This is a genomic window from Bifidobacterium sp. KRGSERBCFTRI (genome assembly GCF_025908335.1).
On the sequence record NZ_CP109653.1, the window covers coordinates 1,332,819 to 1,347,803 of the forward strand.

The window sequence follows — 14,985 nt, forward strand, 5'->3', positions numbered from 1 at the left end:
ATGGCAGCGGCCAGAAACACCACAAGCGAAACGGACATCCGCCGGAAACTCGACGAATACGTCGACGCCCACCTCACCAGGCACATGTACGACACCGACGAATCTTGGCCGCTGCGCAAAACCATCCGACTGCCCAAACAAGCCGAACTAGAGCAGCACTACAACCAAATCCGCGCCCAAAACGAAACCATCCGCGACTGGGCGCGGCAACACCACTGCGAAACCAGCGAAAAAACCAAAATCGTCTCCAGCGGACTCATCCAACAAAAAGCCCGCTCATCGACTCCGTGACCATACCCGACCTCGACACCGCCCTCCGCATCGCCACCAAACAAACCCGCGAACGCTACCTACGCGAACACGACCGCATGAGCGCGCTCGCCAAAGAATTCGGCCTCGAACCGGAGAACGCCATGAACGTCGCCAAAACCCTCAAAGACCACGACGACACCGACTTCCACCTCGTCATCCAAGCCGCCCACTACTTCGCAAACCACGACTGCCACACCATGACCCCACGCATGGCGCCCATCCCAGGATTCAGCGCCAAATGGCTCGGCACACCCAACTCCCAACGCCGCAAAGCGATATGCCAGCTCACCGGACAAGACAACCTCACCTTCCAGGAACGCCCGAACGAACTCCGACTACGCCTCATGGACGCCGAACACCACGACCAACCCGACCTCATCGTCACCCAACCATGGGTCCGCAGCCAGCCAACCGACATCGAACACGCCATCATCATCGAAAACAAAGACACCTACCAGGCCATGCCCACCGTCGAACACGCCATCTGCATCCTCGGCAACGGATACGCCGCAACATCACACATCACAACACTCCTGCCATGGCTCACCACCATCCCCAACATCATCTACTGGGGCGACATGGACGCCAACGGACTCGACATCCTCTCCAAACTACGCGCCACCGGCATCCCATGCACATCCATACTGATGGACACCACCGCATACCGGACATACGAACAATACGGCACCCAACTCGACGCCAAAAACAAACCCCTCACCACACAAACCCCACAACCCACACCCGGACTCACCACCGAAGAACGCAAACTCTACGAAACACTCTGCACAGGAACAGACATCCAATACCTACGCATCGAACAGGAACGCATCCCCATACGCGACGCCACAACCATCCTGCACGACCAACACCACTGGCCAATCGACATACCCGGCAACGACATACCAAACAACAACACCAAATAGAACACCTGTTCGAAACCACAACAAAAATACGCTATCCTATACAACAGAACAGGCAACACCAAGCGGAAGAACACCATGACAACCAAACGCAACAACACGACACACAACGAAGTCGTGGTCGAACACGTACTCACCAGCGACGCATTCCTCACACGCGAAATCAAAAAAGCCCCCATGAAAACAACAGGCGACTCACTCATAGCAGACCTCACACACCTACCCAACGACCTCAAAATCACCATCCAAGGCGCTCGCGAGCACAATCTCAAGAACGTGGACTTGGAGTTTCCTCGCAACCGCATGGTGGTGTTCACCGGCCTGTCGGGTTCGGGCAAATCCTCGTTGGCGTTCGATACGCTGTTCGCCGAGGGCCAGCGCAGGTATGTCGAATCGCTGTCGGCGTACGCGCGCCAGTTTCTGGGGCAGATGGACAAGCCGGACGTCGACTTCATCGAGGGGCTGAGCCCCGCGGTTTCGATCGACCAGAAGACCACGAACCGCAATCCGCGTTCGACGGTCGGCACAATCACCGAGATCTATGATTATCTGCGACTGCTGTTCGCCCGCACCGGCATTCCGCATTGTCCGGAATGCGGCGCCCTGGTAAGCGCGCAAACACCGCAGCAGATGGTGGACACGTTGCTGAAGTATCCGGAACGCACGCGTTTCCAGATTCTCGCGCCGGTCGTGCGCGGCCGCAAGGGCGAATTCGAGGATCTGCTCGAACTGCTGCGTGGCGATGGTTACGCGCGTGCGCTGATCGACGGTGAGATGCGGCAATTGTCCGATGACATCAAGCTCGCCAAGCAGAAGAAGCACACCATCGAAGTGGTGGTGGATCGTCTGGTGGTCAAGGACGGTATCCGCCAGCGTCTGACCGATTCCATCGAAACGGCGTTGAAGCTTTCCAAAGGCGTGGTCGTCGCCGATTTCGTCGATTTGGACGAGAAGGATCCGGACCGTCGCAAGCCGTTCTCCGAGAAACGCGCCTGCCCGAACGGCCATCAGCTGGAACTCGACGAGATCGAACCGCGCACCTTCTCCTTCAACGCGCCGTATGGCGCCTGCCCTGAATGCACGGGTATCGGATACAAGCTGGAAATCGACCCCGAACTGGTCATTCCCGATCCGGACAAGACGCTGAACGAGAACGCCATCGAACCGTGGGGCATGACCAAAGGCACCGGCGAATACTACCGCCATGTGCTTGAGGGACTCGGCGATGAGATGGGCTTCGACCTGGACACGCCTTGGAAGGATCTGCCCAAGGACGCGCGCGACGCCATCATGTATGGCCGCGATTTCAAGGTGCAGGTCTCGTACCGCAACCGTTGGGGTCGCATGCGCGAGTATTCCACCGGTTTCGAAGGCGTGGTGCGCACGTTGATGCGCCGGCATGACGAAACCGATTCCGACCAGATGAAGCAGTATTACGAGTCGTACATGCGCGAGGTGCCATGCCAGGCGTGCCATGGGCGGCGTCTGCGTCCGGAAGTGCTTGCCGTCACCGTGGACGACGAGTCCATCGCGGACGTGTGCGACATGTCCGCCGAACGGAGCCTCGCATGGATCAACGGCCTAGAACTCGAAGGCTCGGCCGCGCAGATAGCCGGCGAAGTCGTCAAGGAGATCCGCGCACGCCTCGGCTTCCTCAACGATGTCGGCCTGAACTATCTGACGTTGTCGCGTGCGGCGAAGACCCTGTCGGGCGGCGAGGCGCAGCGCATCCGACTGGCCACCCAGATCGGCTCCGGCCTGGTGGGCGTCATGTATGTGCTGGACGAACCATCCATCGGCCTGCATCAGCGTGACAACGAACGGCTGATCGGTACATTGCATCATTTGCGCGACCTCGGCAACACGCTGATCGTCGTCGAACATGACGAGGACACCATCAGAAACGCGGACTGGGTCATCGACATCGGTCCGGGCGCCGGCGAACATGGCGGCGAGGTCGTGTATTCCGGCCCCGCCAGAAAAATCACCGAAGCGCCACGCTCCATCACCGGCGACTACATCGCCGGCCGACGGAAGATCGAAGTGCCCGCCGCACGCCGCAAGACGCATAAGACCAAGCAGCTGCGCGTGGTCGGAGCCCGCGAGAACAACCTCAAGAACCTGAACGTCAATTTCCCGCTGGGCGTGTTCACCTGCGTGACGGGCGTGTCCGGTTCCGGCAAATCCACGCTGGTCAACCAGATCCTTTATCCGGTGCTTGCGGACAAGCTGAACGGCGCGCGCATCGTGCCCGGCAAGCACACGCGCGTGGAAGGCGTGGACCAGTGCGACAAGGTGATCCACGTCGACCAGAATCCGATCGGCCGCACTCCGCGTTCCAATCCCGCCACCTATACGGGAGTATGGGACAAAATCCGCACGCTGTTCGCCAAGACGCCCGAAGCGCAGGTGCGCGGCTATGGTCCCGGACGGTTCTCGTTCAACGTCAAGGGAGGCCGCTGCGAGGCATGCCACGGCGACGGCACGTTGAAAATCGAAATGAACTTCCTGCCGGACGTGTACGTGGACTGCGAGGAATGCCACGGCCAGCGCTACAACCGCGAGACTCTCGAAGTGAAGTACAACGGCAAATCGGTCGCCGACGTGCTGAACATGCCCATCGAGGAGGCCGCGCAGTTCTTCAAGGCGTACCCGTCCATCTCGCGTTACCTGGACACCCTGGTGCAGGTCGGTCTCGGCTATATCCGGCTCGGCCAGCCGGCGCCGACGCTGTCCGGCGGCGAATCGCAGCGCGTGAAACTCGCGACGGAACTCCAACGGCGTTCCACCGGCAAAACCGTGTACATCCTCGACGAGCCGACCACCGGCCTGCATTTCGAGGACGTACGCAAACTGCTGCTCGTATTGCAGGGATTGGTGGACAAGGGCAACACCGTCATCGTCATCGAGCACAATCTCGACGTGGTCAAATCCGCGGATTGGATCATCGATCTGGGGCCGGAAGGCGGTGACGGCGGCGGCACCATCGTCACCGAAGGCACGCCGGAGCAGGTCGCGCAATGCGAACAGTCGTGGACGGGCAAGTTCCTTAGGGATATGCTGTGACTGATTTCGAACGACACAGTCCGGACGTGTGGCGCAAAACGGCGGATGCGTTACGGGAAACCGCAGTATCGGACGCCGGCACCCAATCCGACGGCAGGGGAGTGAACAAGAACGGCGCGCCCCTGTTGGGGGATACTCGCGACCTGTTCCGTCCGAAAACCTCCGACATTCCCGCGCAGCCGGGCGTATACAAGTGGCGTGACGGCGAGGGGCGCGTCATCTACGTTGGCAAGGCCAAGAACCTGCGCAACCGGCTGACGAACTACTTCCAGCCGCTCTACCAGCTGCATCCACGCACCCAGACCATGGTGTTGACGGCTCGCAGCCTCGAATGGACGGTAGTGGGTACGGAACTGGAGTCGCTCACACTCGAATACACGTGGATCAAGGAGTTCGACCCACGATTCAACGTGGTGTTCCGCGATGACAAGACCTACCCGTATCTGGCCATCTCATCAGGCGAACGCATCCCACGCGTATGGGTGACTCGCAGCCGCAAACGTCGCGATACCAGATATTTCGGCCCGTACGCCAAGGTATGGGATCTTCGGCACAGCCTCGACGCGTTGCTGAAGACGTTTCCCGTGCGCACATGCTCGAAGAACGTGTTCCACAAGGCGCAGTTGACGGGCCGTCCATGCCTGTTGGCATCGATCGGCAAATGCTCCGCTCCATGCGTGAACCGTATCGGCGCTGACGAGCATCGCAGGATGTGCGAGCAGCTTGTCGGCGTGATGACCGGCCGAATCGGCAAATCGTATATCGCCCAACTGACCCGCGACATGAAGCAGGCGAGCGCCGAACTGGAATTCGAGAAGGCGGCCCGGCTGCGCGATCAGATCCAAATGCTCGGGACCGTGGTCCAGCAGAACGCCGTCGTGTTCGATTCGGATGTCGACGCCGACGTGTTCGGCATCGCGTCCGACGAGCTTGAAGCCAGCGTGCACGCGTTCTTCGTGCGGTCCGGATTAATTCGCGGCGAACGTAACTGGAGTGTGGAGCGAGTCGAAGATGTGAGCGACGCGGAGTTGATCGCCGATCTGATCACTCAGGTATATTCGGAAACCACGGGGGAGAGCGCGGCCGTCTCCGATTCGACCGTCGTGACCGAGCAGCGCAATGCGATCGGTTCGACACAGACCGTGACCGCAACGGATGCTATCGCCCGTGCGCAGGCCACGAAGGAACGCAACGAACGTCAGGAGCAGACGGGACGTGCCGACCTGCTGGCTCCAATCGCGCCTGTTCCCCGTGAGGTGATCGTTCCAATCGAACCGTCGCGCAGCGCAGGGCTTGAGCAATGGCTAAGCGGATTGCGTGGAGCGGCCGTCACCATCCGTGTAGCCAGCAGAGGCGACAAGAAACAGCTTATGGACCGTGCCAACGACAATGCCAAGCAGGCGTTGGCACGCAGCAAGATGAGCCGTATCAGCGATATGGGCGCACGTTCCGATGCGATGAACGATGTGACGAAGGCTCTTGGGCTTGAACAGGCGCCGTTGCGCATTGAATGCTACGACATTTCCAACACAGTCGGCGGCGCATTCCAGGTAGCGTCCATGGTGGTGTTCGAAGACGCGATCGCGAAAAAGTCGGAGTACCGCCGTTTCGCCATCCGAGGTGCGGACGGGCAGGGCGCGTTGGATGATTTGAGCGCATTGTATGAGACGTTGACCCGTCGTTTCCGCCATGGCAACATCGCCGGCGATTCCGGGGAAAGCATGGACAACGAGCGTCGGATGGCCACGCAAAATGATAGGTCGGATGGCACGAATGGTCCTGAAACGGATGCCGTGCAGCAGAACACCAACCGTCGCCATTTCGCCTATAAGCCGAATCTGGTCGTGGTCGATGGCGGCAAACCGCAGGTGATGGCGGCGGCCAAGGCGCTTGCCGACTGCGGCGTGGACGATGTGGCCGTCTGCGGATTGGCGAAGCGTCTTGAGGAGGTTTGGGTGCCGGATGACGACTATCCGATCATCCTCAAACGTCAGTCCGAAGGCATGTATCTGCTGCAGCGGGTGCGTGACGAATCGCATCGTTTCGCCATCACCTACCATCGTCAGACCAGACGCAAAGGAGCTTTGCGTTCCGCTTTGGACGACATTCCCGGCATCGGCGAAGCCTATCAGAAACGGCTTCTCAACCATTTCGGCTCCGTACGCGCCATGCGTGAGGCGAGCGTGGAGGATTTCGAACAGGTCAAAGGCATCGGCCATGCCAAGGCCGAGAACATTTACCAGGCATTGCATTCGTCCGTTGACATTGCTTCGAAGGCGGAGGATGCCCTCCGAACAGTGAAATCGGATGGAAACAGTCCGAAAGATGAAAAGAAATAGAATCTGTAACGAGCAATCGCTTCTGCGTTGCTAGCATGATGAATGGTGAGAGTAAGGGAGGGAACATGACCGAGGTGGACCATCGGTGCGCGGTCCTTGGCAAACCCATCGCGCATTCGCTTTCCCCTGTATTGCATAATGCGGCCTATCGAGCTCTAGGACTTGACAGCTGGTCGTATGGCAGGCACGAGGTCGGCGAGACGGAGCTTGAGGATTTTTTGGAGTCGCTTGATTCCATCTGGGCGGGACTGAGCCTGACCATGCCGTTGAAGAAGACCATCCAGCCATATGGCGTGCCATGCAACGCGTGGGCGAAAGAGCTGAAGGTGGCCAACACCGCCGTCTTCGACTGGTCTGGCGCGAACGATAAGAACGCCGCCATCCCTGCGATCAGGCTCTACAACACGGATGTGAAGGGAATTGAGCTCGCCTTCGAGCACTCGTATCGGGCACGTGGCATGCGGATGGATTCTGGACAAGACGGCGAGGCGGTGATCATCGGCAATGGCAACACCGCCACCTCGGCTTTGGCGGCCTGCACCGAGATGCCCCACATTGGACATGTCACCGTCGTGGCACGCCATCCCGATAAGAACGAGGCGCTTGAACCATTGGCGGAAAGCCATATGGGCGTCGGCTCCATAAGCATCGTCGCCATGGACCATGCGGTGAATCTGCTGTCCCATGCGGACGTCGTCATCAACACCATCCCCGGCCTTGCCGCCGATCCGATCGCCGAGGCGTTTGCCTCAGCCGGCATAGTCACGAACGGCACGCTACTCGACGTGGTCTATGATCCCCGCCCGACCAAGCTCATGCAGGCCTGGAGGTCATGCGGCGGCACCGCCATCGGCGGCGAGGAGATGCTGCTGTACCAAGCCATGATTCAAGTCTGGCTGATGACCGGCATATGGGACAACGATCCGCCGACCGAGCCCACCAGCCATCAGAAAGTCGAAGCATTGGAGCATGCCATGCGCTCCGCGCTTAAGGAGGCCCTGTGATGAACGAAAAGAACAACGCCGTCAACCAGGCAGGCAGGCATACGAGCGCGCCTTCTCCGGCCGCAGGCTTCGAAGTGCTGCTCATCACCGGCATGAGCGGCGCGGGCCGGTCCCACGCGGCCAACAGCATCGAGGACATGGGCTGGTATGTGGTCGACAACATGCCGCCGAAACTGCTTGTCCCGCTGGTGGACATGATGACCAGCTCCGGTTCGAACATCCACAAACTCGCCGCGGTCATCGACGTGAGGTCACGTGACTATTTCGACGACCTGTCCGCCGTGCTGAGCCATCTGGACGATCTTGGGGTGAAGACCCGCATCCTGTTCCTCGACGCCAGCAACGAGGTGCTCATCAAGCGCTACGAATCCGTGCGCAGGCCCCATCCGCTGCAGCAGGGCAATCGTCTGATCGACGGCATCCTTGAGGAACGCGACCTGCTGAAGAACCTCAAAGAGCACGCCGACATCGTCATCGACACCTCGGCATTGAGCATCCATCAGCTGTCCACGAAACTGTACGAGGGTCTGCTTGGTTCCGGACCGACCACGGTTTCCGTGCATATCTTCAGTTTCGGATTCAAATACGGCATTCCGATAGACGCCGATTTCGTGGCGGACGTCCGGTTCCTTCCCAACCCGTTCTGGGTGCCGGAGCTTCGTTCGCTGACGGGCAAGGACAAACCGGTCAGCGACTACGTGCTCTCCAGCGAGGGCGCGGAGGAGTTCCTTGACGCCTACGAGAAAGCCATCGCCATCGCCATCGAAGGTTATGCGCAGGAAGACAAGCACTATGTGACCATCGCGTTCGGATGCACCGGCGGCCAGCACCGTTCCGTGGCCATGAGCGAGGCCTTGGCCAAGCGCCTGCGTGCGCGTGGTCTCACGGTCTCCGTATCGGCCCGCGAGCTGGACAAGCGTTCGGCCGATTGATGACCGCATTGTGAGAAGACAGTATCCAAATACAAAGAAAAGCTGCCGGCTTTGTCCAAGTTATTCGGTATCACAGTAAGCCGGTAGCAGTGCGGGTCGAGTCCGCGACTCGCCTGAAATTATAGGGAAGAACAGGAAAGTAGGAGGTTGGCTCTTGGCTCTTCTGGATGACGTCAAAAGCGAGCTGGCCGCAATCGACAACGAGTTGCCCATCGCCAAAAAGGCACAGGCGACTGCGATGATTCGATTCGGCAATGGTTTGCACTCGGTGGATCACCACATTCTCGTGCAGGCGCAGCTTGATTCCCAAGACGCGGCCATATGGCTGCAGGACACCATCAGAAATCTGTACGGCCACGAAGCCACGCTTACCCCCGTTTCCAGGCAGACGCCGACCGGCGTGGTGCAGCGCTTCATAGTCCGCGTCCCCAAGGGCAGCGCGGCTCTGGTGCTGCAGACCGGCCTGTACAGCCGTTACACCAAAAACATGGTGCTGGGTCTGCCGGGCGACATCATCAACGGCAAGATCGCCCAGATCAAGGCCGCCTGGCGTGGCGCGTTCCTCGCAGGCGGACACCTGTCCGACCCGGGCAAGGCCAGCTATCTCGAAATCGTATGTCCGAATCATGAGGCCGCGCTGGCGCTGGTCTCCACCGCGCGTCGTCTCGGCATCACCGCCAAGCCGCGTAAGCTGCGCAGCTCCGAACGTGTGACGTTGCGCGACCCCGATGCCATCGAACGCATGCTCATCCTCATGGGCGCCCCTCATTCCGCCCGCGAATGGACCGGAAAGCGTTCCGACGGAGAGGCCCGAGGCAAGGCGAACCGTCTGGCGAACTTCGATGACGCCAACATGCGCCGTAGCGCCAAGGCCGCCGCGGAAGCCTGCGATAAGGTCCGCCAGGCCTTTGAAATCCTCGGCGATGACGTTCCGGACAATCTTAAATCCGCCGGCCAGCTCCGACTCGACCATGCCGACGCGTCCCTTGAGCAGCTGGGCCGTCTCGCCGACCCGCCAATCACCAAGGACGCGATCGCCGGACGTATCCGTCGACTGCTGCAATTGGCTGAGAAAACGGAGAAGGCACGCCGTCAAGCGGCCTGATTTTCGTTTCCGGAAACAAAACACCATGCGACTTTTCCGTCGTATGGTGTTTTTTGTTCGTTTGGGCTTGTATTATGCGTAAGTGGCAATATGGCCATTCCACGCTTACAAGCGGCTAGGAAAGGATATACATGAAGACACTCAAGGATCTTGGAGATCTCAAGGGCAAGCGCGTTCTGGTTCGCGCCGATTTCAACGTTCCGCTGGACGGCACCACGATCACCGATGATGGTCGCATCAAGGCCGCCCTGCCTACCATCAAGGCTCTGCGCGAACAGGGTGCGAAGGTCATTCTGATGGCTCATCTCGGCCGTCCGAAGGGCAAGGTCGTTCCGGAACTGTCCCTGGCTCCGGTCGCCGCCCGTCTCGGCGAGCTGCTCGGCATCACCGTTCCGCTGGCCGCAGATACCTACGGTGAGGACGCGCAGGCCAAGGTCGCCGCGATGAGCGATGGTGATGTCGTGCTGCTGCAGAACGTCCGTTTCAATCCGGAAGAGACCAGCAAGGATCCGGAGGAGCGTGCCGCATACGCCAAGAAGATCGCCGCCCTCGGCGAAGTCTTCGTGTCCGACGGCTTCGGTGTCGTGCACCGCGCACAGGGCTCCAACTACGACGTCGCCGCCGATCTGCCGGCCGCCGCTGGCCTGCTGGTCGAGAAGGAAGTCAAGGCACTGTCCCGCGCCACCGTGAACCCGGAGCGTCCGCTGACCGTCGTGCTCGGCGGCTCCAAGGTCTCCGACAAGCTCGGCGTGATCGACAACCTGCTGGACAAGGCCAACCGTCTGGTCATCGGCGGTGGCATGGCGTACACCTTCCTCAAGGCCAAGGGCTACGAGGTCGGCACCTCCCTGCTGGAAGAGGACCAGATCGAAACCGTCAAGGGCTACATGGAGCGCGCCGAGAAGAACGGCGTCGAACTCGTGCTGCCGACCGATGTCGTCATCAACCCGGTCTTCCCGAAATCCGATGAGGACATCGCTCCGGAAGTCGTGGCCGCCGACGCCATTCCGGCCGACAAGATGGGTCTGGACATCGGTCCGGAATCCCAGAAGCTCTTCCACGACAAGATCGTCGATTCCAAGACCGTCGTGTGGAACGGCCCGATGGGCGTGTTCGAGGTCCCGACCTTCGCTGAAGGCACCAAGGCCGTGGCCCAGGCTCTCGTCGATGCCACTGCTGCCGGCGCATTCACCATCGTCGGTGGTGGCGATTCCGCTTCCGCAGTGCGCAACCTCGGCTTCCCGGAGGATGGCTTCTCGCACATCTCCACCGGTGGCGGCGCCTCCCTCGAGTTCCTCGAGGGCAAGGAACTGCCGGGCCTGAAGGTGCTCGACTGATCTCAGAATCATGAAGGGGTGCTTCCTCATCAGTGGGTGGGGGAGCACCTTTTGCGTATTTCGCATACAATGTCACAAGAACGACCTTTCGCTTTGACGAGCACGGACGGGAGACGACGAATATTATGGGGCCGAAACGGATTCCTTTGGTGGCCGGAAACTGGAAGATGAATTTCGATCATCTTGAAGCGACGTATTTCGTACAGCAGCTTGCATGGAATCTTCGGGCCATCCATTTCGACTACAAACGTTGCGAAATCGCATTGATGCCGTCATTCACCTCACTCCGCAGCGTGCAGGTCGCCGTCGAATCGGACAATCTGAAAATCCGCTACGGGGCCCAAGCCGTCTCAGTCACCTCGCAGGGAGCGTTCACCGGCGACGTCTCCGCCGATATGATCGCCCATCTCGGCTGCTCGTACGTGATCGTCGGCCATTCGGAACGACGCAAATACCATCCCGAAGACGACGCGAACATCGTCGACCAGGTGAGGGCCGTGCTTGCTGCCGGCATGCAGCCGATACTTTGCGTCGGAGAAAGCTACGAGGAACGGCGCAAAGGCATAGAGCTCGATTTCGCGGTCGGCCAGGTGCACGACGTGACGCGGGACCTGTCCGATGAGGAGGCCGCGAAGCTGATTGTGGCGTACGAGCCGGTATGGGCGATCGGCACCGGCATGGTGGCTACGCCTCAGTCGGCACAGGACGCGGCCAGGGCGATCCGAAACGACCTGTCCGATACGTTCGGAACACGGGTCGGCGAAACGGTGCGAATCCTGTACGGCGGTTCGGTGTCCTCGAAAAACGCGGTGGAACTGATCAACGAGCCGGATGTGGACGGCTTCCTGATCGGCGGCTCCGCGTTGAAGGTCGATGAACTCACACGCATCTGCAAGCTGACATTGGAAACAACCGCCTGAAAACTTTTAAAAAGCATGGTTGGACGCTCGATTTTTTCAACACCATGCGCTATTATCAGAAACAGTGTTTACGAACTGGAGGTTCACCCGTGTCCGCTATGGCTACTGTCAAGCTTGTGCTGCAGATTCTTCTTGTCATCCTCAGCCTCTTGCTCACCTTGCTTATCCTTATGCACAAGGGTAAGGGCGGCGGTTTGTCCGACATGTTCGGCGGCGGACTCACCCAGAATGCGGGTTCCTCCGGTGTCGCGGAAAAGAACCTGAACCGTTGGACCGTCATCATCGCATTGCTGTGGGTGGCCATCATCATCGCCCTCGGTCTGATGACGAAATTCAACCTCATCTGATTGACGTAATTTGGTTTGGCCCATGACCGGCTTCACGGTCATGGGCCAAACTTGTCTCCGGCTAGATTGCTCCCGCAAAGGATTCAAATGACTTCGACAAACAACACCTATGATGACGTGACCATGGTCGTCGCCGATCTGGACGGCACACTGCTGCACGACGGAGAGACTTTCGAGGACCGTTTCCTGACGCAACGATCCATTGACAGCATCAACCGCATGCACGACGCCGGCATCAAATTCGTGGTGGAGACCGCGCGACCGGTCAGCACCGGCTACTCGTTCGTGCAGAAGCTTCCGGTTGACGCCGTCGCCTATCTCAACGGGGCGCTGTTGGATTTCAACCCCGTCTCGTCCGATTACGATATGCTCACCTCACCGACACTGCCGAAGGACGGACATCTGCAGAAGATCGGATTCTCTTCGAAAAGGGCCTGCGAGGTCTGCAAGTACCTGCTGGAGGAACTGCCTGACATGGAAGTGGGCATCGTCATGGATGATGTCAGGTACACGAATTTCGACGTCACGAAATACTGGAAGACGCAGACCTGGCGATACACGGATTTCGATGACGTTCCGGACGGCACCGCGGACAAGCTGATCCTGTTCCCGAACGAGGAGCAGTGGAAGCGTGTGGGACGGCTCATCCCCGACGATTTCGACGTGCATATCTCCGAAGGCTCGCTGTGGATGCTGATGAATCCGCAGGCCAATAAGGAGCATGCATTGAGCATCCTCGCCGATCGCATGTCGACGCCGTTGTCACGGACCGTCTCATTCGGCGACGATTTGGTGGACATCGCCATGCTTCGTGAATCCGGCAGGGGAGTGGCCGTGGCCAACGCGAATCCTGACGTGTTGAAAATCGCCGATGAGATCTGCCCTTCGAACAACGATGACGGCGTGGCCCAATGGGTTGAGAACAATCTGCTTTGACCGCCCCCCCACATGGAGTCTTTTCACGGAATTGAACTCATTCATGCAGCGGCATGAAACACATCCACCAAAATTGAACTCTTTGTCTTTCTTGGTGCCCTGTCGTGCTATTCTTTGAACTAGCTTTTGTTTAAATTGAACTGGAAGGATAGGCATGACGGAATCATTCTCGACCAGATTGAATGATGCCATGGCATTACGCGAGCTTAAACAGATTGATTTCGTTCATGCTGCGGAAAAGTTCAATATCAAGCTCGGCAAAAGCCATATGAGCCAATACGTCAGTGGCAAAACCGTTCCCCGTGCCGATATCGCGCATTTCCTTGCCGCGTATCTGCGGGTCAACGAGGATTGGCTGATGGGCAAGGATGTTCCCATGGAAGAGCATGCCGCGATTTTGCCGGATTTTGCCGGTGAACAGCCCGACCATGTTGACGATGCATCCGAGCAACCGACAGAAGGAAGAACCATGCGCACTTTTACGAAATCCCACAAGCTCGACAATGTGCTGTACGACGTCCGTGGACCGGTCGCCGACGAGGCCGCGCGCATGGAGGCCGCCGGCACGCACATCCTGAAACTCAATATCGGCAATCCGGCACCGTTCGGCTTCCGCACGCCGGATGAAGTGGTCTACGACATGTCGCAGCAGCTGCCCGACACGGAAGGCTATTCGCCGTCGAAGGGCCTGTTCTCCGCGCGCAAAGCCATCATGCAGTATGCGCAGCTGAAGAACATCCCCAACGTGTCCATCGACGACATCTACACCGGCAACGGCGTCAGCGAACTTATCAACCTGTCCTTATCCGCGTTGCTGGACAACGGCGACGAGGTACTCGTGCCGTCGCCGGATTATCCGCTGTGGACAGCTTGCGTGAATCTGGCCGGCGGAACCGCGGTGCATTACGTCTGCGATGAGGATTCCGAATGGTATCCGGACATCGACGACATGCGTTCCAAGATTACCGACAAGACCAAGGCGATCGTCATCATCAATCCGAACAATCCGACCGGCGCGCTGTATCCGAAGGAAGTGCTTCAGCAGATTGTCGATCTTGCGCGAGAGCACCAGCTCATGATCTTCTCGGATGAGATCTACGACCGTCTGGTCATGGATGGGTTGGAGCACATCTCCATCGCGTCCCTTGCGCCTGACCTGTTCTGCGTGACGTTCTCCGGATTGTCGAAGTCCCATATGATCGCCGGCTGGCGTGTCGGCTGGATGGTGCTGAGCGGCAACAAGCGTCTCGCCAAGGATTACATCGAGGGTCTGAACATGCTGGCCAACATGCGTATGTGCTCGAACGTGCCTGCGCAGTCGGTGGTGCAGACCGCATTGGGCGGCCATCAAAGCGTCAAGGATTATCTGGTGCCCGGCGGCCGCATCTACGATCAGCGCGAGTTGGTGTACAACATGCTCAACGATATTCCAGGCATCACCGCGGTCAAACCGAAAGCGGCGTTCTACATCTTCCCGAAGATCGATGTGAAGAAGTTCAACATCCATTCCGATGAGCAGTTCGCGCTTGACCTGCTGCATGACAAGCATATCCTCATCAGCCACGGCGGTGCGTTCAACTGGCAGGAGCCGGACCACTTCCGTGTGGTCTATCTGCCTCGTATCAGCATGTTGAAGGAGACCATCGGCGAGATCGGCGACTTCTTCAGCACGTATTGGCAGGCTTGATTTCCGGTTCGCTTTTCTTTCGATTATGGCCGCGATTTGATATCGCGGCCTTTTTGTCTTTCCGTATGTCTTCTGCGCGT

General features: G+C 58.9%; 12 protein-coding genes. All 12 read left to right on the forward strand.

All coding sequences use genetic code 11. From position 1 onward, the window contains the following. The 12 genes from OGI63_RS05650 (at position 1) to OGI63_RS05710 (ending at position 14,905) form a co-directional block, all read left to right on the forward strand. Positions 1-291, forward strand: a complete 291-nt coding sequence (locus tag OGI63_RS05650; RefSeq protein WP_254303699.1) for a DUF3322 domain-containing protein — start codon at positions 1-3, stop codon at positions 289-291. After that, positions 288-1,235, forward strand: a complete 948-nt coding sequence (locus tag OGI63_RS05655; RefSeq protein WP_256584571.1) for a DUF3322 and DUF2220 domain-containing protein — start codon at positions 288-290, stop codon at positions 1,233-1,235. The genes OGI63_RS05650 and OGI63_RS05655 overlap by 4 nt, the downstream gene beginning before the upstream one ends. Positions 1,236-1,310: 75 nt before the next feature. Beyond that, a complete protein-coding gene (uvrA, locus tag OGI63_RS05660; protein WP_011743206.1) occupies positions 1,311-4,298 on the forward strand; it encodes an excinuclease ABC subunit UvrA in 2,988 nt (995 codons plus the stop codon). Then, complete coding sequence (gene uvrC, locus OGI63_RS05665; protein WP_041777309.1) at positions 4,295-6,637, forward strand: excinuclease ABC subunit UvrC; 2,343 nt, start codon at positions 4,295-4,297, stop codon at positions 6,635-6,637. The genes uvrA and uvrC overlap by 4 nt, the downstream gene beginning before the upstream one ends. Before the next feature lie 65 nt (positions 6,638-6,702). Then, on the forward strand, positions 6,703-7,641 hold the full coding sequence (locus OGI63_RS05670) for a shikimate dehydrogenase family protein (protein ID WP_011743204.1): 939 nt from the start codon (positions 6,703-6,705) through the stop codon (positions 7,639-7,641). Next, positions 7,641-8,573, forward strand: coding sequence for an RNase adapter RapZ (gene rapZ, locus OGI63_RS05675; RefSeq protein WP_003809197.1), 933 nt, complete (start codon positions 7,641-7,643; stop codon positions 8,571-8,573). The genes OGI63_RS05670 and rapZ overlap by 1 nt, the downstream gene beginning before the upstream one ends. 154 nt (positions 8,574-8,727) lie before the next feature. After that, on the forward strand, positions 8,728-9,678 hold the full coding sequence (gene whiA / locus OGI63_RS05680) for a DNA-binding protein WhiA (RefSeq protein ID WP_003809200.1): 951 nt from the start codon (positions 8,728-8,730) through the stop codon (positions 9,676-9,678). A 131-nt stretch (positions 9,679-9,809) separates the two neighbouring features. Beyond that, positions 9,810-11,015, forward strand: a complete 1,206-nt coding sequence (locus tag OGI63_RS05685) for a phosphoglycerate kinase (protein WP_003809203.1) — start codon at positions 9,810-9,812, stop codon at positions 11,013-11,015. Positions 11,016-11,140: 125 nt separating this feature from the next. Continuing rightward, positions 11,141-11,935, forward strand: coding sequence for a triose-phosphate isomerase (tpiA, locus tag OGI63_RS05690; protein ID WP_011743203.1), 795 nt, complete (start codon positions 11,141-11,143; stop codon positions 11,933-11,935). Positions 11,936-12,033: 98 nt separating this feature from the next. After that, positions 12,034-12,282: a preprotein translocase subunit SecG gene (secG, locus tag OGI63_RS05695; RefSeq protein WP_003809205.1), complete on the forward strand. Its 249-nt coding sequence runs from the start codon at positions 12,034-12,036 to the stop codon at positions 12,280-12,282. 87 nt (positions 12,283-12,369) lie between these two features. Then, positions 12,370-13,218, forward strand: a complete 849-nt coding sequence (locus OGI63_RS05700; RefSeq protein ID WP_011743201.1) for an HAD family hydrolase — start codon at positions 12,370-12,372, stop codon at positions 13,216-13,218. A gap of 154 nt (positions 13,219-13,372) precedes the next feature. Then, on the forward strand, positions 13,373-14,905 hold the full coding sequence (locus OGI63_RS05710; protein WP_003809207.1) for an aminotransferase class I/II-fold pyridoxal phosphate-dependent enzyme: 1,533 nt from the start codon (positions 13,373-13,375) through the stop codon (positions 14,903-14,905). Positions 14,906-14,985 lie beyond the last annotated feature (80 nt).